This is a genomic window from Caballeronia sp. ATUFL_F1_KS39 (assembly GCF_023630985.1).
In the GTDB taxonomy this organism is placed as follows: Bacteria; Pseudomonadota; Gammaproteobacteria; order Burkholderiales; family Burkholderiaceae; genus Caballeronia; species Caballeronia zhejiangensis.
In genome coordinates, this window is the sequence record NZ_JALQDZ010000053.1 from 1 (window position 1) to 21,185 (window position 21,185).

Below are 21,185 nucleotides of genomic sequence, written 5' to 3' on the forward strand. Positions count from 1 at the left end.
CTTGCCCGCCAGCGGCAAGCGATACTTCGCGATCTGACCGATCCCGATGTTCCGGTATTCCGGCCTTGGTTTTTTTAATGCTTCAGCCACATTAGACCCCTTCCCAAACTGATTGACGATTCGCGCGCCGTCGACGATCGACACGGGCGCGACCCGCCCTGCCGATTCGCTTTGACGAGCAACCGGCAACGTATTCGGGGATAGTTCTAGCCCGCGCACTGCGCGATAGCGGTATTTTGTCGCGCGATTGATATACTGTCCAATATCTATCTCGTCTTTCTGAAATAGCTTTTTCATATATCGCATGGAATTGCGACATCTCCGCTACTTTCTGGCCGTCGCCGAGGAACGCAATGTGACGCGCGCGGCCGAGCGGCTCGGCATCGGACAGCCGCCGCTCAGTCAGCAGATTCACGCGCTCGAAGACGAACTCGGCGTGCGGCTCTTTCGCCGCACGGGGCACGGCGTCGTGCTGACGGAAGCCGGCGAGGCGTTCGCCGCCGACGCGAAGCGTCTCGTCGACGACGCGCGTCTCGCCGTCGAGAAAGCGCAGAGCGCGGGGCGCGGCGAGATCGGGCAGCTCAATATCGGCTTCACGGGATCGGCGGCGTTCAATCCGGTCGTGTCGAAGCTCATACGGTCGTATCGGCAGGCTTATCCGAACGTCATGCTGACGCTGACCGAAGGCAATACCGCGCAACTGCTCGCGCATCTCGACGCCGGCCGCGTCGATGTCGCGTTCGTCCGTCTCGGCAGCCAGTCGCCCGCGGGCGTGCAGATCAATCACATCGCGATCGAGCCGATGAAAATCGTGCTGCCCGCCACGCACAAGCTCGCGAAAAAGCGCAAGGTGCCGTTGGCGACGCTGGCGGAGGATCCTTTCGTGATGCTTCCGCGCGAGGCAAGTCCGACATTGCACGACGTCATCATCGGTGCATGCCGTGAAGCGGGATTCGAGCCGGTCGCCGGACAGCAGGCGCCGCAGCTATCATCGGTCGTCAATCTCGTCGCGGCGGAATTCGGCGTGTCGCTGGTGCCGGCGTCGGTGTGCCAGATTCAGGTCGATGGCGTCGCCTACACGGATGCGCTCGGCAGCGCGATCACGATTCGTCTGGCGCTTGCATCGCGCATCGATGCGACAGCCGCCAAGACCGCCAACTTTCTCGATATCGCGCGGCAGATCGTTACGTCATCGACCTGACATTGTCATCAGAACAAGCGTGCATTGCATTCGACGATTTTTCGTCCAACACTTCATCTCGCAAAGAGCGTTGAAGAAGGCCGATTCCCGTCAGGTCGAGGAGCAAGGTCATGCGCGAAGATCTGAAGCATCCGCTGCAATGCACGCCCGCGTGCCGCCGGAGCTTTCTCAAATCAGTTGCGTCTGCAACTATCGCCGGGCTCGCGGTTCCGCCGCTCCTCATGACATCCGCTCACGCCGACGCGTTGACGCACGCGCAGCGCGACGCGATGTCGCCCGAGCAGATTCTCGATGCGATGAAGCGCGGCAACGAGCGTTTCCGCAGAGGCGAACGCAAGGCGCGCAACTACCTTGCCGAACAAAAGACGAGCGCAAAGGGACAATATCCCGCGGCCGTGCTGCTCAGTTGCATCGATTCGCGAGCGCCCGCCGAGGTAATCATGGATCTGGGCATCGGCGATATCTTCAACTGCCGCGTCGCGGGGAACATCGAAAACGACGACATTCTCGGCAGCATGGAATTCGCGTGCAAGCTGATGGGCGCGAAAGTCGTGCTGGTGATGGGACATACGTCTTGCGGCGCGATCAAAGGCGCGATCGCCAATGCCGAACTAGGTCATCTCACGGCGTTGCTCGCGCGCATCAAACCCGCCGTGGAAGCCACGAAGTACGACGGCGAGCGCACGGCGACCAATTACACGTTCGTCGACATGGTGGCGCGCAAGAACGTCGAGTCGACCATCGCGCAGATTCGCCAGGAAAGCGCCGTGCTGAGCGACATGGAGAATCAGCACGCCATCAAGATAGCCGGCGCGATGTACAACCTCGGCACCGGCGCGGTGGACTTCTTCGGCTCTTAACTTTCGACGCGCTCGCGAAGTTCTTCCGTTTGCCTGACGACACCGCGCTTCGCGGACCAATACTCGGTTCGCACGCCGATGTCCTCCGACACGAACGGTCCGCCGCGCGTCGAGCGGTAGTGCGCGAGCGCCTTGTACACGAGACGTTGCCCGATCAGCAGAATCGGCACGTTGAGCAGCACCATCACGATGTTCATCAGATCGGAAAGCGCCCACAGGTTAGGCAATTCGAGTCCCGCAAGCACGGTGAGCGCGCCGAACGGCACGAACACGAGCGAGCCGACGACGCGAATGCCGATGATGAAACCTCTGCTTCGTGAAATGAAGTTGGCCGAGATTTCGGCGAACGAAATCATGCCGAGCAACGTCGTGAACGCAAAGAGGCCGTAGCACACGCACATCACGATCTTGACGACATGCGCGACCGAAACCGGCACGAGCGTTTCGACCGATGCGAGATAGACCGTGATCTTCGATGCCCTGACCGACTCCCACGCCTGACCGTCCACCGTGCCGGTCCATACGTGCGCCATCACGACGATGAAGCCGGTCATCGTGCAGATGACCATCGTGTCGAAGAACACGCCGAGGCTCTGCACGAAGCCCTGTTCGCAAGGGTGATCGTTGTCGGCGATCGCCGCGGCCATCGTGATGGTGCCCTGCCCCGCTTCGTTCGACATCAGCCCGCGCTTGACGCCTTGAGCGAGCGCCGTGCCGATCGCGCCGCCGAAGAGCGCATGCGGCGCGAATGCACCGACGATCACCTCATGAAAGAAGTAGGGAATCAGCGGCAGATTGATGACGATGATGACGAGCGACATCAGACAAAAGAGCGTCGCCTTGATCGGCACGAGCACATCGGTATAAGCGGTCACGCGGCGAATGCCGCCCATGATGATGAACGAGCACGCTGCGATGAGCACCGCCGCGATGACGTAATACACCGTCGACTGACGCCCGAGATGCGTGCCGGTCACCGTATCGGCGATGGTGCCGATCGCGGTGAACACGTTGAACGTTTGCGGCGGCACATTGAAAAGCGCATAGACGATGAATACGAGCGACAGCAACGTGCCGACGAAGCGCTTGTCGCCGAGAATGCGCCGCCCATAGAACGGCAAGCCGCCGACGAACTCGTCGTGCTTTTTCTCCTTGAAGAGCTGCGCGAGCGTCGATTCCATGAACGCGGTCGCCATGCCGAAGAACGCGGCCACCCACATCCAGAACAACGCGCCCGGTCCGCCGACGGAAATCGCGCCCGTAATGCCGACGATATTGCCGGGCCCGGCACGCATCGCGAGCCCGAGCATGAACGACGCAAGCGCGCTGACGCCGGTTTTCGACGACTGCCTGCGCAGCATCATGCGAACGATCTTGCCGACGTTCATCGTCTGGATGAAGCGCGTGCGGATCGTGAAGTGAATGCCCACGCCGACAAGCAAAAGGATCGCGAACGAAAACTGCCCGAGCACGGGGATTTGTGAATAAGCCTTGAAATTCGTGGGGAAATCCCACAAGAAATCCGAGACGGGCGCAATGCAGGCAAACAATGCATTCACGGATTGGAAGAGACTTTCCACGCTTGGGCGTTCCTTTCTTGCTTCGGCCTGTCTGAGACAGGGGTTCGGGATGTTGATAAACGAGTCGTCGCGCGTGCCGCAATGGACGCGCAAACGTGTGCGAGGCCGCGATTATACGGGTCGGCGTCGTACATTCATCCGACGATCGTTTCGTGCAGAAAGGCGCTGGCGCAACGAGACAGTTAGTTGCAGCGAGAAATCAAGCTCATCTCATTCTTCTCTTGCACAATCACGTTCCCAACGCTGCTGGAGAATGAAGATGAAGATGACCGAACGCCTCGCGAAACTTCTCGTCGTGGCTTCGATGGCCCTGCTCGCGTCGCTCGTCAGCTTTGGCAATCTGACGGACTACGGCAGCAACCTGCAGTTCGTCGAGCACGTCATGCGAATGGACACGACGTTTCCCGGCAACGCGAACATGTATCGCGCGATCACGTCGCCGGTGCTTCAGCATCTCGGCTATGACGCGATCATTTTTCTCGAAACGCTCACCGCGCTTCTTTGCTGGACAGGCGTCATCGCGATGGCCCGCGCACTGCGCCAGGAGAGCGCGGCCTTCGCGCGAGCCAAACGCTGGGCGATCGCGGGCCTCACGCTCGGCTATCTCACCTGGCAAGTCTGCTTCATGTCGATCGGCGGCGAATGGTTCGGCATGTGGCAATCGCAGCAATGGAACGGCACCGAAAGCGCGTTTCGCTTCTTCATCACGTTTCTTCTGATATTGATCTTCGTGGCGCGTAGCGAATCAGGTTGAACGCCGATCAGTTCAACGCGACCGCAGCCGCCGCGCCAACGGGCGTGCCTTCGATCGCCACCGACTTCTGCCCGTCCGGCCCCACGGGCACATCGCCGACGAGCGTCGTGCGATACAACTGGCGATCGAAGTCGAGATCGAAGATATCCGTCGGCGCGAGATGCGCGGTCGTGCGGTTGTCCCAGAACGCGATGCTGCCCGGCTCCCACTTGAATCTCACCGTGAATTCCGGCCGCGTCACATGCTCCCATAGCAGTTCGAGCAACACCTGACTTTCGCGCGGCGCGAGCCCCGCGATGTGCTTGAGAAAACCCGGACTGACATACAGCGCGCGTTCGCCGGTCTCCGGATGCACGCGCACCAACGGATGCTCGGCGACGAGCGTGTGATCCGTCACGGCCTTCGTGAACGCATCGGTGCCGCTTGCGCCTTGCGGCGGCGCGAAACGATGCACGCCGCGCAGACCATCGACGAACGCGCGCAGCGGCGCCGACAGCTTCTCGTATGCGATCACGAGATTGGTCCATTGCGTATCGCCGCCATAGGGCGGAATCGTGACGCCGCGCAGGATCGATGCGAACGGCGGATTCACCGCGGCAGTCACATCCGTATGCCAGCCCGTCCACGGACGCAGCACCGATTGCCCTTCGAAGCGCGTGGCCTTGCGAAACTTCGAAATCGAGTAAATCTCCGGATGCCCGTCGACGTGGCCGAACACCGGATGCCCCACCGTGAGCTCGCCGAAGTGCGCCGAGAACGCGATGTGTTGTTCGTGACTCAGGAACTGCTCGCGGAAGAAGACCACGCGCCATTTGAGCAACGCGGCGCGAATTGCTTCGACCTGTGCGGAAGACAAGGGACGCGTAAGGTCGACGCCGCCGATCTCCGCGCCGATATGCGCCGACAGCGGGCTGACAGTCACTTCCGTTTCATTCCCGATGGCCACTGCATTCATTTCGGATTCCTTTGGATGATGGATAAATGAAAGACGTGTCAACTGCCTTGCGCGCTCGAATCGTCAGCGAAGAAATAGTCGCGCCATGATTTCGGCTCGTGACGAATCACGCCGACCTTATGCAGGAATGTGCCCAGTTGGAGCGTGTTTTGCGGCGTCGTCGCGAAGCTCGCTTCCTTGTCGCTGAGAATGCGCTCGACGAACGCAGGCGAGAGCTTCGACCCGTCCTGACGAATATAGATGGCCGCCGCTTGAGCCTTGTCCTTCTCGACGAGCTTCGCCGCATCGTCGAGCGCCGCGCGCACGGCGGCGTAGGTCTTCGGATTGTCCTTGCGCCATTTGTCGGAAGTCACGACAACACTGCCCGTCGACGGTCCGCCGAGGATTTCGGTGGAACTCGTGACCTTGTGGATCTTCGGATCTTCGAGTTCCTGATACTGATAGGGCGCGTTGGAGAAATGCAGATTGACGACCGAGTTGCCCGATAACATCGCGGTCGTCGCATCGGCGTGCGGCATGTTGACTTCGAAACGGTCGAGCCGCGCATACTCGGCATCGCCGAACGCCCTGGCCGACGCCAATTGCAGCAGACGTCCCTGCTGCGACACTGCGACGGACACTACCGCGATGCGATCCTTCTCGCCGATATCCCTGATGCTGCGAATGCGCGGATCGTTCGTCACGAGATACACCGGCACCGCGCTTTGCGCCGCAATGGCCCGAAAATCCTGATGCCCGCGCGTGCGATCCCAGATCGTCATCAACGGCCCGATGCCGATAGTCGCGATATCCGCCGCGCCTGAGAGCAGCGCTTCGTTCACGGCCGCGCCGCCGGAAAGCGTGTTCCACTGCACGTCGATATCGAGGCCCGCGCGCGCGCCGGCCTTCTCGATGAGCTTCTGGTCCTTCGCGACCTTGAGCAGCAACGAGCCGATGCCATATTGATCGACGATCTTCACCTTGCCTTCGGCGTGCGCGCGATGCATCGGTAAAGCACATGCCGCCATCAACGCGAGCATGGCGAAGAGGCGATGCAATGAAGTCGTCGGGATCATGCGGGGATATCGTGGATGAGCGGCGAGCGATCAATGTACTAGCCGCTTCCTCACACGCGAACGAAGAAATCCCGATACGGATAGCTTCGTTCGCGATAAGCGCCAGGGCGGCGCTCACGACGATTCGATGCACTGCGCCGTTCGAAAGACGCAGTGCGGTGCAACATGCTTACCAGTGATAGTTCATGCCGGCGAACACCTGACGTCCGTAACCGAACGCACACCAGCTGCCGTAGTAGCACGACGCGACGTATTCCTTGTTGAAAAGGTTCTGCGCGTTCACATACAGCTCGACGCCCTTGAACTGCGGCATGGCGCGGCCGAGATCGTAGTTCAGCGTGGCATCGACGAGGAAGAAGCTCGACACCTTGAAGCTGTTGTCGCTGCTATACGTCGTGCCGGTGTAGCGTCCGCCCGCGCCCATCGAGAGACCGGCGAGCGGTCCGCGATTGACCGTGTAATACGCCCACAACGAAGCCTGATTCTGCGGAATCGCGGGCAGGAACTTGCCTTCGAGACCGCTGTTGTCCTTCGTGTACTTCGTGCTGAGATACGTGTAGCTCGCCGTGACGTTCAACGAATCCGTGAGGCTCGCCTTCGCTTCGAGTTCGACGCCGAGCGAGCGCGCTTCGCCGACCGCCGACTGGAAGTTCGGGTTGTCCGCATTGACCGTCAGCAGATTCTTGCGCGTCAGGTCGAACAGCGCGGCCGAGAAGAACGCGTTGTAGCCCTTCGGCTGGAACTTCACGCCGACTTCATACTGACGTCCCTTCTCCGGCGAGAACTGCTGACCGTTGATGTCCGTGCCCGCTTGCGGCGTGAACGATTCGGTGTAGCTGACATACGGCGCGATGCCGTTATCGAACACATACGTGAGGCCCGCGCGACCCGTGAACGCGCGATCGAACTGATGCGACACGACGCCGTACGTCGTGTTGTTCGAATCGCTGCTCGCCCAGTCCTCGCGTCCGCCGAGCGTGAGAATCACGTTGCCCCAGCGCGCCTGATCCTGCGCATACACGCCGTATTGCGTGCCGCTCAGGATCTGGTGATAGCGGTCCGGCGGCGTGATCGCCTGGTTGTAGTTCGGCGCGAACATGTCGAGCGACGGCGCGGTGCCGAAGCCCGCATCGAAGTTGCTCGCATAGTGCTGGTAATCGAAGCCGAACAGCAGCGTATGGTCGATCGGGCCGGTCGAGACGTTGCCTTCGAGCTGATTGTCGAGCTGAATCGTGTTCAGGTTGTCCTTCGACGCAGCCGTGCCGCGATCGAGCGTGCGCAAGTCGTCTTCGAGCGCGCTCGCATAGACGCTCTTGTAGTCCTGCGCGAGATGCAGCAGACGTCCGTTCGAGCGGAACGACCACGCGTTGTTGAGCTTGCGGTCGAACTTGTAGCCGATCGATTCCTGCACGCGATTGAAGCTCTCGAAGTTGTGATCGCCGTCGTAAAAGTCGCTCGGCAGCTTGCCGTTCGGGTTGTAGAGCACCGTGCCTTGCGGCGGCACGCTGCCGTAGGACGTGCTGTCCGGATCGTGCTGATAGAGGCCGTACAGCGTGAGCGAAGTCTTGTTGTCCGGACGCCACGTGAAAGACGGCGCGATCGCGATGCGCTTGTTGTACGTCGATTGCACTTGCCCGTCTTCCGAACGCGCGATGCCGGTGATGCGGTACAGATAGCGATCGTCGCCCGCGATCGGCCCGGAGAAATCGAACTTGGCCGACTTGTGCGCGTAGTTGCCGAACTCGATGCCCACTTCATGCAGCGGCACGACCGTCGGCATCTTGCTTTCCTGATCCAGCAGGCCGCCCGCCGCCGCCTGACCGTACAGCACCGAGACCGGGCCCTTCAGCACTTCGACGCGCTCCATCAAATACGGATCGATCTGCGGCACCGCGTACCAGCCGTTGTCGAGCAGCTTGAGACCGTTCCAGTACTTGTCGGCGTCGAAGCCGCGCACTTTGAGCATGTCGTAACGCGTCGCGATGCCGCCGCGCGTTTCGGGCGTCACACCCGACACATAGCGCACGGCCGCATTGAGCGTCTGCGCGTTCTGCTGATCCATCTGCTCGCGCGTGACGACCGAGACGGACTGCGGTGTCTCGAGGAGCGACGTGCCCGTCTTGAGCGCCGTCGATTCTTTCGCGACGTAGCCTTTCGTCGGACCATACGGTTCATCGACGTTCTGCGCCGTGACCTTCACCGCGGGCAGCGTGCTTTCGGCCGGCGCGTTCGACGCCGCAGCCGCCGATGCACCCGACGGCGCATCCGCGGACTGTGCGTGGGCGAGCGGCGCTGCCGCGAACAGCAGCAAGGCGGCCAGTTTCAAAGGCCGCATCGCGACCGGGCTCGTCGTTCCTGTCTTCATGCTCATTTCTTTTGGAAGTCCATTGCGTGTGAATGCGAATCGTTATTATTTGCGTCCGCATTGTGACAAGATGTTTTGTCTTTGTAAAGAATCGATTGGAAATCTTTAGTCCAAAAACGACACTCTCGATCTGCCCGAGCCGCGCCAGGCACGCATGGCCTGGACTGGATTCGTTAATGCGGATGCGGTCGACATCGCCGCATTCATCGGCGCATGGACGCGCGCAGCTCAACGAGCCGCTTTCTTCTTCGCTTTCGTCTGATTCAACGAGATCGCCGCGCGCACGAGATTCTTAAGCGCGTGTGCATCGATCTTGTCGCCTTCGAAAAAATCGATTGCACGCCGCGCGTTGCCTTCGAGGCTCGCGTTGAAGAGTTTGTCGGGGTCCGGCAGGCTCGCTCCGTGCGCGAAGGTGAGCTTCACTTTGTCCTTGTGCGCGTTGCCCACCGCGATCATGCCGTCGCGATACCAGACCGGGCTGCCCATGTACTTCCACTCCTCGACGATCCCTTCGTCCGCCGCGAGGATGATCTTGCGCACATTGGCGAAGGTCTCGCCGCGCCAATCCGCGATGCCCGCGATCAGTTCGTCGATACGTTCCGATGCATTCATGCATTTCTCCTGTTTTTATTCGTGAGCGACATCAGCGGACGAGGCCCGGACTGCCTATGGTGATTTGCAGCCTTTGCGCCTGATCGAGATGAAAGATGAATGAAGGACGCGAGCGGATCAGCAAGGTTCGCGCGTCCGCGCTGCGCGCCGTGCGGATATAGCCTTCGACGGTACGCACCAGCTTCTGCAACGAGACGACCTCGTGTTCGAGATACGCTTCGTCGAAATCGTAGGTGCTGGTTTCATCGAGCTCGGCGATCTCGCTGTTGCTTTGCTTCGTCAATGCGTCGCTCGTCGCGCTGCGTTGCGGCTCCGTGCCGAAGCGCTGCGTCAGCGTCATGATCTCCTGATTGACCTGCGCGTGTTCCGACACGATCCGTTTCGCGTAGACCTGCAGGCTGTTGGAGCGCGTCTTGCGCAACGCGAGATTGGCCGCCGCGATCTCGGCCTGATTCGCGACGAAGACGACGCCGAGCATCTGTTCATCCGTAAGCGAAGGCTCTTGCGCGTACACACGAGCCGTCCAAAAGAGCAACACGAGCAACGCCGCGACGATGCGCTTGCCGTTCATGCGCGCCTCCCGATCATGTCGACGGCGATGACTTTACCTTGAAACATGTGCTTCACCTGTCCGAAACGGTGGCCTTTCGTGTTCGATATGCGAGCCTTCAGGTCGCCCACTCCTCGCAAAGCAGCGTCCAGTATGGAGTGCAGGCCGATGCGTGGACTAAGATGTAGCCTTTGATCCAAACCAAGCTCCTGCCGCTTTTTACGAAGACGGCGGCACATCAACTTTCCCTTCAACTCTATGAACGCCGAAACGGTTTGGCCCGAGCAATCCTTCGACTGTGAAGGCTGGCGCGGCGAGATGGCTTCGCGCATCGCCAGCTTCGACTGGTCGGACACGGCCATGGGCCCGATCGATCGATGGTCGAAGAGTCTGCGGGCAGCCGTGCAACTTCTGCTTGCTTCGCCTGTGCCGCTCGTCATGCTCTGGGGCCGGCGCGGCACGATGATCTACAACGACGCCTATGCGGGCTTCGCCGGTGGACGTCATCCGTTTCTGCTCGGCAAGCCTGTCGAAGACGGCTGGCCCGAGATCGCCGCGTTCAATCGCAATGTCGTGGACACCTGTTTGTCCGGCGCAACGCTGTCCTACGCCGACAAGCGTCTCACGCTGCATCGCAATGGCCGGCCCGAAGACGTGTGGATGGATCTGCACTACAGTCCTGTCGCAGAAGACGACGGTCATCCGGCAGGCGTGATTGCCGTCGTCGTCGAAACGACTCGCAAGGTACTTGCCGAAGACAAGCTGCTCAAGCTCATGCAGACGCTGGAAGAACGCGTCGCGGAAGCGGTCACGGCGCGCGTCGAGGCCGAGGAGCGGTTTCGTCAGGTGCAGAAGCTGGAAGCCATCGGCAATCTGACGGGCGGCGTCGCGCACGACTTCAACAACGTCTTGCAGATCATCTCCGCGAACCTGCAGTTGATCGAACTCGCGACGCGCGACAAACCCGATCTCACACGCAGGCTGCGCGTGATGAGCGAAGCCGTCGCGCGCGGCGGCAAGCTCGCCTCGCAGATGCTCGCCTTCGCGCGACGTCAGCCGCTCAATCCCGCCGTCGTCGATCCGGCGAAGCTCGTCGCGGACATGTGCGAGTTCCTGCAACGCGCGCTGCCCGAATCGATCAAGCTGAAGACCACGGTATCGTGCGATGCCTGGAATCTCTTCGTCGATCGCCATCAACTGGAAAACGCGCTGCTCAATCTCGTCATCAATTCGCGGGACGCGATTCATGAAGGCGGCAACATTCAGCTCGAAGTCTCGAACGCGACCCTCGGCGATCAGATGACGACCGGTCTCGCGTTGCCCGCGGGCGATTACGTGAAGCTCGTTGTTACCGACGACGGCGATGGCATGCCCGACAGCGTAAAAGCACGCATGTTCGAGCCTTTCTATTCGACGAAAGCCGAAGGCCAAGGCACCGGCCTCGGCCTGAGCATGGTGTTCGGCTTCGTGTCGCAAAGCGCGGGCTGCGTGGATGTCGAAACGCAGGTGGGCGAAGGCACATCCGTCGCGTTGTACTTCCCACGCTGCACGCAAGTCGAATCGACGAATGCGCACGGCGCGCGCCCGCGTGCATCGAGCGGCGGCGAAGTGGTGCTCGTCGTCGAGGACGATGCCGACGTGCGCCTCGCGACCATCGACATGGTTGCGCAGCTCGGCTACAAGGTGCTGTCGGCGCCGAGCGCGGAATCGGCGCTTGCCGTCCTGCAGAAGCATGGCCACGTCGATCTTCTTTTCAGCGATGTCGTGATGCCCGGCACGCTGCGCGCGAACGAGCTCGCGAAGATCGCGAGCGCGCCGCCGTATAACGCGACCGTGGTGTTCGCATCGGGCTATACGCGCGACATCATCTTTCACGAAGGGCGGCTCGACAAAGGCGTCGTGCTGCTGAAAAAGCCCTTCACGTTCGATGACCTCGCACGCACGATCCGCCATGCGCTCGATGCGCGGCGCTGAACGTCAACGCGACACGCGCGCCTTCGCCCAGTCGGCCTTCTTCGCAAGCGCGATGAACGCCGCGAGATATTCGACGCTGACATCGGCTTCGCGCGTGCCGAGATAAATCTTCTTCGCAATGCCCTTCCTCCCTAGCTTGAGCACGGCGAGCGGCATGCGGTCCGCGTATTCTTCCGCGAGCCAGCGTGGCAGCGCCGCGACGCCACGCGCACTCGCGACCATCTGCATCATGATGTCGGTCGTCTCGATCGTCTTGTGCCTTCTCGGCACGACATTCGCGGGCGTGAGGAACTGGGTGTAGATATCGAGGCGATCGGTTTCGACCGGATACGTGATCAGCACTTCCTGCGCGACCTGCTCCGGCGTGACATGAGCGGCATCGGCGAGCGTGTGCGCTTCGGGCACGACGAGCACCTGCTCGTAATCGAAGACGGGCGTGAAGCGCAAGCCCGGTTTCTTCAGCGGATCGGGTGTCACGAGCACGTCGATGTCGTAACCGAACAGCGCGCCGATGCCGCCGAACTGAAAGCGCTGCTTCACGTCTACATCGACATCGGGCCAGCGCGCGAGATACGGCGACACGACCTTCAACAGCCACTGATAGCACGGATGACACTCCATGCCGATGCGCAAGGTGCCGCGCTCGCCTTCGGCATATTGCTTCATGCGCGCTTCGGCGAGTTCGAACTGCGGCAGCATGCGATTGGCGAGGCCAAGCAGATACTGGCCCGCCTGCGTGAGCCGCATGCTGCGCCCTTCGCGCGTCCACACCGCCGTGCCCAACTGCTGCTCCAGCTTCTTCACCGTATGGCTCAGCGCGGATTGCGTGAGGTTGAGCACGGCGGCGGCGGCGGTCAGCGAGCCTTGGTGCTCGACTTCTCGCACGACCATCAGATGCGCGCGTTCGAGCATAGGCGTCTCCATGAACAAATTTAATCGATGCATGAAATTAAACCATTTTTATTCATGCATGGGAAATTCTATCATCGTCGCCATTCACTCTCTTTCCGACGAGAACACGCAACGATGGCCACGACACATAACCTCGGTTTCCCGCGCATCGGCGCAAACCGCGAGCTGAAGTTCGCGCTCGAAAAGTACTGGAAAAAAGAGTCATCGCGCGACGAGTTGAAGGCGGTCGGCGCTCACTTGCGCGAGCGCCACTGGAAGCATCAGTCGCGTCTCGATCTCGTGCCGGCCGGCGATTTCGCGTTCTACGATCAGGTGCTCGACATGAGCTTCACGCTCGGCAATCTGCCCGAACGCGTGCGCGGCTTTCACGGCGATGCGCTCGACAACGCCTTCCGCGTCGCTCGCGGAGGCTCTTCCGAAAGCGCTAAGGAACATGCAGCGTGCTGCGAGGGCGTGGCTGCGGGTGAGATGACGAAATGGTTCGATACCAACTATCACTACATCGTCCCCGAGTTCGATGCGGCGACGCAGTTCACGCTCGATACGTCGCGTCTCGTCGAGCAGCTCGGCGAAGCGCGCGCGCTCGGCGTGAACGCGAAGCCCGTCATCATCGGGCCGGTGACGTATCTCTGGCTCGGCAAGGCGAAGGACGACTCCGACAAGCTCGCGCTTCTCCCGCGCCTGTTGCCCGTCTATGCGGCGCTGCTCGATCACTTCGCGGCGCTCGGTATCGAATGGGTGCAGATCGATGAACCCGCGCTCGTCACCGAACTCGATACGCAATGGCGCGACGCTTTCGTCACCGCTTACGATGCGCTCTCACAACGACGCGTGCGCCTTCTGCTTGCGACCTACTTCGGCCAGTTGCAGGAGAATCTCGATCTCGCGTGCAAGCTGCCGATCGACGGCCTGCATATCGATGCGATCAACGCGCGCGATGACGTCGGCGCCGCTGCATCGCTGTTGCCGGATTCGTCGGTGCTATCGGTCGGCGCGATCAATGGCCGCAACATCTGGAAAACCGATCTGAACGCCACGCTCGACTGGCTCGAACCGCTGCATGCATCGCTCGGCGACAGGCTGTGGATCGCGCCATCGTGCTCGCTGTTGCATACGCCCGTCGATCTTGCGAGCGAAATGAAGCTCGATGCCGAAATCAGATCGTGGCTCGCATTCGCGCTACAAAAGCTCGATGAACTCGATGTGCTCGCGCGCGCCTTGAACGACGGTCGCGCCAGCGTCGCCGATGCGCTCGCGTGCAACGCGGCCGCGATCGCGAGCCGCCGCGCATCATCGCGCGTGCATAACCCGGCGGTGAAAGAAGCGCTCACAAAGATCGACGCGACGCTCGGCCAGCGCGCGAGCGCATACGAAACGCGCGCGCAGAAGCAGGCCGCGATGCTCGCGCTGCCCGCCTATCCGACGACGACCATCGGCTCGTTTCCGCAAACGAACGAAATCCGTCATGCGCGTCGTCAGTTCAGGAGCGGACAGCTCGATACAGCCACCTATCGCGCCGCGATGGAACGCGAAATCACGCGCGCCGTGAAGGAACAGGAGGCGCTCGGGCTCGACGTGCTCGTGCACGGCGAAGCCGAGCGCAACGACATGGTCGAGTACTTCGGCGAGCGGCTCGACGGCTATGCGTTCAGCGAGTTCGGCTGGGTGCAGTCGTATGGATCGCGCTGCGTGAAGCCGCCGATTCTGTTCGGCGATATCAGCCGTCCGAAGCCGATGACCGTCGAATGGACCCGCTATGCGCAAGCGCAAACCCGGAAGCCGATGAAAGGCATGCTGACCGGTCCCGTCACGATCCTGAACTGGTCGTTCGTGCGCGACGATCAACCGCGTTCCGAATCGTGCCGGCAACTCGCGCTCGCGATCCGCGCTGAAGTGCTCGATCTGGAGGAGGCCGGCGTTCGCGTGATCCAGATCGATGAGGCCGCGTTGCGCGAAGGCCTGCCGCTGCGCCGCGCGCAATGGGATGGCTATCTGCGCTGGGCGGTGGAAGCGTTTCGCATCGCCGCGAACGGCGTGCGCGACGAAACGCAGATACACACGCACATGTGCTATTCGGAGTTCAACGACATCATCGCATCGATCGCCGATATGGATGCCGATGTCATCACCATCGAAACGTCGCGCTCCGACATGGAACTGCTCGAAGCCTTCGACCATTTCAAGTATCCGAATCAGATCGGGCCGGGCGTGTACGACATCCACTCGCCGAATATCCCGAGCGAAGCGCAAATCGTCGCGTTGATGACGAAGGCAGCGGAGCGGATTCCGCGCGAGCGTCTGTGGGTGAATCCCGACTGCGGACTCAAGACGCGTCAATGGGGCGAAGTGATTCCCGCGCTGCGCAACATGGTCGCGGCCGCGCATACGCTGCGTGCATCGGCGTAAATCGCTTCATACGGTCAGCATGTTGCGGCCCGCGAGCTTCGCACGATATAGCGCGACGTCCGCATGGCGGCATTGCGGCATGGCCCTTGCTCGCCGAATACACATATCCTCGTCCAAAGGAGACGCGCATCATGAAGCTCTATTACGCGCCCGGCGCATGCAGTCTCGCCGATCACATCGCGATGCACGAAGCCGGCCTGACCTTCGACCGCGTGAAGGTCGATCTCAAGACCAAGGTGACGGAAGACGGCACGCCCTTCGGCGAAATCAACCCGAAGAGTTATGTGCCCGTCGTCGAGTTCGACGATGGCAAGCGTCTCACCGAAAACGTCGCGATTCTTTCGTGGGTCGCGCAAAAAGCGCCATCGCTCGCGCCTTCCGGCGACGACGGCCATCTGCGTCTGCTGGAAATGCTTGCGTTCATTTCGACCGAGATCCACAAGCAGTTCGGACGCGTGTTCCGGCCCACATCCGATGCGGAAGCGTCGGCGGCGCGCGAGAAAATCGGCCAGCGCTTTGCGTATGTCGCGAAGACGATGCGTGGCGATTATCTCTTCGGCAACGATGTAAGCGTCGCGGATGCCTATCTCTTCACGATGCTGACGTGGGCGCAGAAAATGGGCGTCGATATGCCCGCCGAGCTCCAGGCGTTCTACAAGCGCATGCGCGAGCGCCCCGCAGTGAAACTTGCGTTCGAGCACGAAGGGCTTGAATGAGGGAAACGCGTTGCTGGCCGCAAAGCCCGGAACGCGCCTTGCGCCATGCTTCGTACCAACATCGACATACGGAGGCAGGTCATGCAAGCGAACAGAACCATCGCGATTTCGGCTTTACTGATGGCGCTCTCGGGCGGCGCATTCGCCGCAGCCGATCAGACGCAGCCGGGCGCAAGCCACGGACCGTCGAGCGCGAGGAACGCGCAGGATGCGGCCGGCATCACGCCGAACTCCGGCCACAGCAGCGCGCCGTCGACGGGGCCGTCCGGCGTGGGCGGCTCATCGAATGGAACGAGCGGCGCGGGTGCGGGCACACGCCAAGGATCGGGCGGCATGCAGCCGCGTCTGAACGGCAGCGGCGGCACGAACGGCCAGACGAGCCCGTCGACGACCGGCGGCGGCGCGCAAGGCTGGTAATGCGTCAGGGCGTGTCGGGTGTGTCGAACCAGTCGTCGGCGGCGCGAAGTTCGAGCGAGCATTCGTTCGCGTTCGCCTGACCCGAGCGCGACTGGTCGAACGCACTCCGCACGTGCGCGATCACGCGATCCTGCACGATGAGGCGCTGCGCGGTATCCATCGCGCCATATCGCTCGAACTGACGCGCCGCGATGCGCAACACGACGCTGCAACGCGCATCGAGCGTCGTGTCGCGGCCCGTCTCGATGGCCCACGATACGTTGATGACGATGTCGTCGCCTTCGTCCACCACGCCTACGAACGGCGTCTTCCGCGCATCGAACGCACGCGACAACGCCACCTGCAATTCCTCCACGCGCTGATCCTGATCGGTGTATTTCATTCCTCGCTCTCCTGGATGCCTGTTCGATAATCGCCCAGCAAGCCGCGCTCCTGTCTGTAACGCGAACGGGTCCGTTGCTTGCTGCGCCCGATACGAAGGCGCGCGCCGCGTGCCGCATCACGATTCCGGGAGGCACATCATGACGCCAGACAAGCCCGTGCCGCATGCCACCGCCGACGATATGGACGAACCCGTAGGCGAAGACACGAAGCAGCATCAACTCGACGAACGCGAAAAGCGCACGCACGACGCATCGGAAAACGAATTGCCGTCGACGCAGGAAAAGAATCCCGTTCCGCCCAATTCCAACGCAACGTAGCCGATGCATCGCGCAGGTCATTCAACGAGGGATCACATCATGTCTACCGAGACTTACGTTCGCAACGGACATCGCGTCGAGATCACGATCGATCACGATCCAACGGGTCAATGCACCTGGTCCTACACGATCGATGCGGACGGCTTCACTGAAATGCGCGATCGGCCGTTGGAAAGCGCGGACGCCGCGAGGGAAGCGGCCACGACGCACGCGAACGCCAAGGCCGACGCACTGCCCCCCGGCGACGAGGCCGGGGCCTAAGCGCTCCGGCGGTCTTTGATTCGGCGGATCGCCGATGGGATGCGGCGCGCCATCGGGCGGCACGGGATCGTCATCCGGTACGGAAGGATCGGGATCGACGTCGGGCGGCGGGATTTGCATGCGTTGGTCGGCGTCTGCGGAAAAGCGCGGTGAGTTCATCCTCATCTCCGGTTTGTCGGTCAGATGAACTTCCGCATTCCCCATGCCGCGGCCCTTGTCATGGCAACAACGTCGATGAATCCAGATCGGCGAGCTTGCCGAGTTCTTCGCGCCGCGTATCGCATGCATCGCGCACGCGCTGCCCAAAGCCGATCCAGATCGCGAACGCGACGACAGACAAACTTCCAAGCGTGATGAACGCCGCCGGATAGCCATAGTGATGCGCGATCCAGCCGCCGAGCATCGGGCTCAGGCACGCGCCCGCCGCCTGGACGCCAAGCACCGCGCCCTGCCCCAGATTCACTCGTCCGCTTCCGTGCAGGAGATGCACGACGAGCGCGGGCACCGCGACGGTCTGCAAGCCCGCGCCGATGCCATCGAGCACCTGCACCGGCACGATGCCCCATGAAGGCGCGATCCACGCGGCCGTCATCGCGCGCAGCGGCAGCGTCGCGAGCGTGACGAGGATGATGCACCAGAAGCCCCATCGGCGAATCAGGCGGCTCGCATAGGCCGCCGCGACGAGCATCACGATCTGCGAGATCACGATATTGGCGGCCGTCACATGGCTGGGATCGGCAGTATGCGCCGACGCGACCGCGAGACTGTAGAGCGGCAGCATCGCGGAATTGCCGAGGTTGAACGCCGCGAGCGCGGCCGCCAGCACGAGCAGCGAGCGGTTGCGCAGCAGAACCTGTATGGCATCGGCGCGCGTGTCGGAGGGATCGTCGTTGTCGTCCTTTGCAATGCCGCGCGCGAAATGCCGATGCACCGAGCGCGGCGGAATCCACAGCGCCGCGAAGATGCAGCCCGCACCGAACGCCGCGCTCAACGCGAAGATGTACGGCATGCCGAGCCACGCGCCGAGCCAGCCCGAAAGCACCGCGGCCGCAATATTGCCCGCGTGATTCGCCACCTGATTGCGTCCGAACTGGCGATCGAAATCCTGCCGTCCGACGATGCCGAGCGTGAGGCCCGCGAGCGCGGGGCCCATCGTCGCGCCTGCGATCGCCGTGGCCACTTGCGACAGTGTGACGGGCCAGAAGCCTTGCCACATCCAGATGATGATCGCCGCGACGATGGACAGCGCGCTCGCGACCGCGACGATGGCGCGCCGGTGCGGCGTGGCATCGACGAGCGCGCCGGCGGGCGTCGTCACGAGCATGCCGACGATGCCGCCGATGGTCAGCACCGTGCCGATGCGGTCCGGCGTCCAGCCGTGCGCTTGCAGATAGATACCGAGAAACGGGCCGACGCCCGCCTGGACGTCCGCCGCGAAGAAGCTCACGGCGATGAGCGGACGGGTTGGCTTCACATTGTGTATTGGCATGTTTTGGATTCAGAGCACGACCTGCACGCTAGGTTCGACGACACCTTCGCTTCGAAGTCCGTAGTATTTTGCGCTCGATGCCGAATGGATCTTAGCGCGCAGCATGAGCCCGTTAACGCTTGCTTCGGCGCTGGCGTCGATCGACGATCGATGCCGTCATCGCGCGCGGGGCGCAAGGCGCGATGCTCGCGTGCATCGTTCGATGTGAGTGTCATCCGAGGTATGCGTCTCCTTTATGCCGTGCCGAACGCACAGCAAATCGCATTCCGCGTGCTCGCGAGCAGTGGCGAACTGGGACTGTCGCTTGCTGCCTCTTCAACGTTCTGACCTTTTTCGGGAAATGTTCATGAACACCTTTGAAGAAGCGCGGGAACGCATGGTCGAACGTCAGTTGAAGGGGCGCGGCATCAGGAACGCGCGCGTGCTCGAATGCATGAGCGCCATCGCCCGCGATGCCTTCGTTCCCCCAGCCCTTGCCGAATTCGCCTACGAGGACAGCCCGTTGCCGATCGCCGCGGGTCAGACGATCTCGCAACCGTACATCGTCGCGCTGATGCTCGAAGCCGCCGACCTGCAACCTGGCGATCATGTCCTCGACATCGGCACCGGCTCGGGTTATGCGGCGGCGATCGCGGCATGTATCGCGGCGCGCGTCGATACCATCGAACGGCATCGCGAACTCGCCGACGATGCCGCCGCCTTGCTCAAGGCGCTCGGGCTCACGAACGTCAGCGTGCATCATGCGGACGGCACGCTCGGCATGCCGCAGCACGCGCCCTTCGACGCGATCATCGCGGCGGCGGGCGGTCCATCCGTGCCCGACGCATGGCGCGCGCAACTCAAGATTGGCGGACGGCTCGTGATGCCCGTCGGCGACGCGCGCGAATCCCAGCGTCTGATGAAATACACGCGCACGGACGACGATGTGTGGCGCGACGAAGACCTCGGCGGCGTGATGTTCGTGCCGTTGATCGGCGCGCAAGGCTGGAGCGACGAACCCGACATTCGCACGGACAAACCCACGCTCGAGGAGTCCGTTGCGCGCACGTTGCCCGATCTGATCCGCGCATCGGCGGTGCGTCTGCCCGCGCTCGGTGCGCCCGACTTCGCACATGCGTTCGATCGTTTCGCGGACAAGCGCGTCGTGTTGCTCGGCGAAGCGAGCCACGGCACCGCCGAGTTCTATGTAGCGCGCGCCGCCATCACGCGGCGTCTCATCGAACGGCACGGCTTCAGTTTCGTCGCGGTGGAAGCGGACTGGCCCGATGCCGCGATCATCGACGAGCACGTTCGCGGCCGTCCGCGCGCGCGACCCGAAGCACGACCGTTCACGCGTTTCCCTACGTGGATGTGGCGCAATACCGAGTTCGCCGCGTTCGTCGCGTGGCTGCGGCAGCACAACGCCGCGTTGCCCGACGAGCGCCGCGCCGCGTTCTATGGACTCGACCTGTATAGCCTTTCCGAATCCATCGCCGCCGTGCTCGCGTATCTCGACGCACAGGACCCGGGCGCGGCGCGCATTGCCCGCGTGCGCTATGGATGCCTCACGCCCTGGCAGAAAAACCCCGCTGTCTATGGACGCGCCGCGTGGCAGGCGGGCTTCGGCACATGCGAGGAAGCCGTCGTCGCGCAATTGCGCGATCTGCTGGACAGACGGCTCGCCACGTCCGCGAGCGATCACGGACTGCTCGACGCGACGCATAACGCGCGGCTCGTCGCATCGGCGGAGCAGTACTATCGCGCGATGTACGGGGCATCGGCGGAAAGCTGGAATCTGCGCGACACGCACATGTTCGACACGCTCGACAGCCTGCTCGATGCATGGGGACCGGACGCGCGCGCGGTCGTATGGGCGCACAACTCGCATCTCGGTGATGCATCCGCGACCGAGATGGGCCGCATGCGCGACGAGTTGAACGTCGGTCAGCTATGCCGCGAGCGCTTCGGCGACGACGCCGCGCTCATCGGCTTCGGCACGCACGCGGGCACGGTCGCGGCGGCATCGGACTGGGAGGAGCCGATGCAGATCATGCAGGTGCGGCCATCGCGCGCCGATAGTTACGAGCATCAGTTTCATCTTGCGGGCGCGAGTCCGTGCCTCGTCGATCTTCGTGCCGGCGTGAACGATGCACTGCGCGACGCATTGGGCGAGGAGCGGCTCGAACGCTTCATCGGCGTGGTCTATCGGCCCGATACCGAGGTGTACAGCCATTACGCGCAAGCCGAGCTGTCGGCGCAATTCGATGCGTTCGTGTGGTTCGATACGACGCGCGCGGTCAGCGCGATCGAGCCTTCACAAGTCACGCACGAGACGCCAGAAACCTTTCCGTTCGGCGTCTGACGCGCGTTTGCGCGTAATGGAGCGCGTAATGGAACG

General features: G+C 62.2%; 20 protein-coding genes and 1 pseudogene. 10 read left to right on the forward strand and 11 right to left on the reverse strand.

The annotated features are described in order from the left end of the window. Positions 1-306 (reverse strand): annotated as a pseudogene (locus NCR93_RS26640) (hypothetical protein); the annotation flags it as partial. Here NCR93_RS26640 and NCR93_RS26645 point away from each other — a divergent pair. Then, the gene (locus NCR93_RS26645; protein WP_008345920.1) at positions 305-1,201 is read left to right on the forward strand and encodes a LysR family transcriptional regulator; all 897 of its coding nucleotides are present in this window, start codon (positions 305-307) and stop codon (positions 1,199-1,201) included. The pseudogene NCR93_RS26640 and the gene NCR93_RS26645 sit on opposite strands and share 2 nt — an antisense overlap. A 110-nt stretch (positions 1,202-1,311) precedes the next feature. Continuing rightward, positions 1,312-2,061, forward strand: coding sequence for a carbonic anhydrase family protein (locus NCR93_RS26650; RefSeq protein WP_034470037.1), 750 nt, complete (start codon positions 1,312-1,314; stop codon positions 2,059-2,061). On the opposite strand, the gene NCR93_RS26655 is transcribed toward NCR93_RS26650, so the two are convergent. Further along, the gene (locus NCR93_RS26655; RefSeq protein ID WP_175981901.1) at positions 2,058-3,641 is read right to left on the reverse strand and encodes an alanine/glycine:cation symporter family protein; all 1,584 of its coding nucleotides are present in this window, start codon (positions 3,639-3,641) and stop codon (positions 2,058-2,060) included. The two genes, NCR93_RS26650 and NCR93_RS26655, sit on opposite strands and share 4 nt — an antisense overlap. Before the next feature lie 265 nt (positions 3,642-3,906). On the opposite strand from NCR93_RS26655, the gene NCR93_RS26660 reads away from it, so the two are divergent. Continuing rightward, on the forward strand, positions 3,907-4,395 hold the full coding sequence (locus NCR93_RS26660) for a DUF2165 family protein (protein ID WP_175982105.1): 489 nt from the start codon (positions 3,907-3,909) through the stop codon (positions 4,393-4,395). Between the two features lie 7 nt (positions 4,396-4,402). On the opposite strand, the gene NCR93_RS26665 is transcribed toward NCR93_RS26660, so the two are convergent. From NCR93_RS26665 to NCR93_RS26690, 6 genes are all read right to left on the reverse strand, one after another. Continuing rightward, entirely contained in the window at positions 4,403-5,350 is a 948-nt protein-coding gene (locus tag NCR93_RS26665) for a TauD/TfdA dioxygenase family protein (protein WP_175981903.1), read from the reverse strand. Positions 5,351-5,388: 38 nt separating this feature from the next. Further along, positions 5,389-6,405, reverse strand: coding sequence for an ABC transporter substrate-binding protein (locus tag NCR93_RS26670; RefSeq protein ID WP_175981905.1), 1,017 nt, complete (start codon positions 6,403-6,405; stop codon positions 5,389-5,391). Positions 6,406-6,574: 169 nt separating this feature from the next. Beyond that, entirely contained in the window at positions 6,575-8,770 is a 2,196-nt protein-coding gene (locus tag NCR93_RS26675) for a TonB-dependent siderophore receptor (protein WP_239295451.1), read from the reverse strand. A 228-nt stretch (positions 8,771-8,998) separates the two neighbouring features. Continuing rightward, a complete protein-coding gene (locus tag NCR93_RS26680) occupies positions 8,999-9,382 on the reverse strand; it encodes a DUF1801 domain-containing protein (RefSeq protein ID WP_239295450.1) in 384 nt (127 codons plus the stop codon). A gap of 31 nt (positions 9,383-9,413) precedes the next feature. Beyond that, complete coding sequence (locus tag NCR93_RS26685) at positions 9,414-9,953, reverse strand: DUF4142 domain-containing protein (RefSeq protein ID WP_175981911.1); 540 nt, start codon at positions 9,951-9,953, stop codon at positions 9,414-9,416. After that, positions 9,950-10,294, reverse strand: coding sequence for a hypothetical protein (locus NCR93_RS26690; protein WP_162483417.1), 345 nt, complete (start codon positions 10,292-10,294; stop codon positions 9,950-9,952). Before NCR93_RS26690 ends, NCR93_RS26685 begins: the two co-directional genes overlap by 4 nt. Between NCR93_RS26690 and NCR93_RS26695 the strand changes: the two genes are divergently transcribed. Beyond that, positions 10,191-11,906 (forward strand): ATP-binding protein, encoded by a 1,716-nt coding sequence (locus NCR93_RS26695; protein WP_372492626.1) that lies wholly within the window; start codon positions 10,191-10,193, stop codon positions 11,904-11,906. The genes NCR93_RS26690 and NCR93_RS26695 overlap by 104 nt on opposite strands. Positions 11,907-11,909: 3 nt before the next feature. Here NCR93_RS26695 and NCR93_RS26700 read toward each other — a convergent pair whose 3' ends face one another. Continuing rightward, positions 11,910-12,818 carry a LysR family transcriptional regulator gene (locus NCR93_RS26700; protein WP_175981915.1) on the reverse strand — a complete coding sequence of 303 codons (909 nt, stop codon included), beginning with the start codon at positions 12,816-12,818 and terminating at the stop codon, positions 11,910-11,912. Between the two features lie 114 nt (positions 12,819-12,932). On the opposite strand from NCR93_RS26700, the gene metE reads away from it, so the two are divergent. The 3 genes from metE to NCR93_RS26715 all read left to right on the forward strand — a co-directional run bounded on the left by metE (position 12,933) and on the right by NCR93_RS26715 (position 16,357). After that, complete coding sequence (gene metE, locus NCR93_RS26705) at positions 12,933-15,224, forward strand: 5-methyltetrahydropteroyltriglutamate--homocysteine S-methyltransferase (protein WP_175981917.1); 2,292 nt, start codon at positions 12,933-12,935, stop codon at positions 15,222-15,224. Between the two features lie 131 nt (positions 15,225-15,355). Further along, entirely contained in the window at positions 15,356-15,940 is a 585-nt protein-coding gene (locus tag NCR93_RS26710; protein WP_008345933.1) for a glutathione binding-like protein, read from the forward strand. Positions 15,941-16,021: 81 nt separating this feature from the next. Next, the gene (locus tag NCR93_RS26715) at positions 16,022-16,357 is read left to right on the forward strand and encodes a hypothetical protein (RefSeq protein WP_175981919.1); all 336 of its coding nucleotides are present in this window, start codon (positions 16,022-16,024) and stop codon (positions 16,355-16,357) included. 4 nt (positions 16,358-16,361) lie between these two features. Here the strand turns inward: NCR93_RS26715 and NCR93_RS26720 are convergent, their stop codons facing one another. Then, positions 16,362-16,739: a DUF3022 domain-containing protein gene (locus NCR93_RS26720; RefSeq protein WP_175981921.1), complete on the reverse strand. Its 378-nt coding sequence runs from the start codon at positions 16,737-16,739 to the stop codon at positions 16,362-16,364. Positions 16,740-16,878: 139 nt separating this feature from the next. On the opposite strand from NCR93_RS26720, the gene NCR93_RS26725 reads away from it, so the two are divergent. Continuing rightward, a complete protein-coding gene (locus NCR93_RS26725) occupies positions 16,879-17,058 on the forward strand; it encodes a hypothetical protein (RefSeq protein ID WP_175981923.1) in 180 nt (59 codons plus the stop codon). A 39-nt stretch (positions 17,059-17,097) separates the two neighbouring features. Beyond that, on the forward strand, positions 17,098-17,319 hold the full coding sequence (locus NCR93_RS26730; RefSeq protein ID WP_008345935.1) for a hypothetical protein: 222 nt from the start codon (positions 17,098-17,100) through the stop codon (positions 17,317-17,319). A 217-nt stretch (positions 17,320-17,536) separates the two neighbouring features. On the opposite strand, the gene NCR93_RS26735 is transcribed toward NCR93_RS26730, so the two are convergent. After that, positions 17,537-18,808 (reverse strand): MFS transporter, encoded by a 1,272-nt coding sequence (locus NCR93_RS26735; RefSeq protein WP_175981925.1) that lies wholly within the window; start codon positions 18,806-18,808, stop codon positions 17,537-17,539. A 346-nt stretch (positions 18,809-19,154) separates the two neighbouring features. Here NCR93_RS26735 and NCR93_RS26740 point away from each other — a divergent pair, with 346 nt between their 5' ends. Further along, entirely contained in the window at positions 19,155-21,149 is a 1,995-nt protein-coding gene (locus NCR93_RS26740) for a protein-L-isoaspartate(D-aspartate) O-methyltransferase (RefSeq protein ID WP_239295449.1), read from the forward strand. Positions 21,150-21,185 lie beyond the last annotated feature (36 nt).

Coding starts and splice junctions, on each gene's coding strand:
- NCR93_RS26645 (WP_008345920.1), top strand. CDS start 305: ATGGAATTGCGACATCTCCGCTACTTTCTGGCCGTCGCCGAGGAACGC.
- NCR93_RS26650 (WP_034470037.1), top strand. CDS start 1,312: ATGCGCGAAGATCTGAAGCATCCGCTGCAATGCACGCCCGCGTGCCGC.
- NCR93_RS26660 (WP_175982105.1), top strand. CDS start 3,907: ATGACCGAACGCCTCGCGAAACTTCTCGTCGTGGCTTCGATGGCCCTG.
- NCR93_RS26665 (WP_175981903.1), bottom strand. CDS start 5,350: ATGAATGCAGTGGCCATCGGGAATGAAACGGAAGTGACTGTCAGCCCG.
- NCR93_RS26670 (WP_175981905.1), bottom strand. CDS start 6,405: ATGATCCCGACGACTTCATTGCATCGCCTCTTCGCCATGCTCGCGTTG.
- NCR93_RS26675 (WP_239295451.1), bottom strand. CDS start 8,770: ATGAAGACAGGAACGACGAGCCCGGTCGCGATGCGGCCTTTGAAACTG.
- NCR93_RS26680 (WP_239295450.1), bottom strand. CDS start 9,382: ATGAATGCATCGGAACGTATCGACGAACTGATCGCGGGCATCGCGGAT.
- NCR93_RS26685 (WP_175981911.1), bottom strand. CDS start 9,953: ATGAACGGCAAGCGCATCGTCGCGGCGTTGCTCGTGTTGCTCTTTTGG.
- NCR93_RS26695 (WP_372492626.1), top strand. CDS start 10,191: ATGAACGCCGAAACGGTTTGGCCCGAGCAATCCTTCGACTGTGAAGGC.
- NCR93_RS26690 (WP_162483417.1), bottom strand. CDS start 10,294: ATGGCCGTGTCCGACCAGTCGAAGCTGGCGATGCGCGAAGCCATCTCG.
- NCR93_RS26700 (WP_175981915.1), bottom strand. CDS start 12,818: ATGCTCGAACGCGCGCATCTGATGGTCGTGCGAGAAGTCGAGCACCAA.
- metE (WP_175981917.1), top strand. CDS start 12,933: ATGGCCACGACACATAACCTCGGTTTCCCGCGCATCGGCGCAAACCGC.
- NCR93_RS26710 (WP_008345933.1), top strand. CDS start 15,356: ATGAAGCTCTATTACGCGCCCGGCGCATGCAGTCTCGCCGATCACATC.
- NCR93_RS26715 (WP_175981919.1), top strand. CDS start 16,022: ATGCAAGCGAACAGAACCATCGCGATTTCGGCTTTACTGATGGCGCTC.
- NCR93_RS26720 (WP_175981921.1), bottom strand. CDS start 16,739: ATGAAATACACCGATCAGGATCAGCGCGTGGAGGAATTGCAGGTGGCG.
- NCR93_RS26725 (WP_175981923.1), top strand. CDS start 16,879: ATGACGCCAGACAAGCCCGTGCCGCATGCCACCGCCGACGATATGGAC.
- NCR93_RS26730 (WP_008345935.1), top strand. CDS start 17,098: ATGTCTACCGAGACTTACGTTCGCAACGGACATCGCGTCGAGATCACG.
- NCR93_RS26735 (WP_175981925.1), bottom strand. CDS start 18,808: ATGCCAATACACAATGTGAAGCCAACCCGTCCGCTCATCGCCGTGAGC.
- NCR93_RS26740 (WP_239295449.1), top strand. CDS start 19,155: ATGAACACCTTTGAAGAAGCGCGGGAACGCATGGTCGAACGTCAGTTG.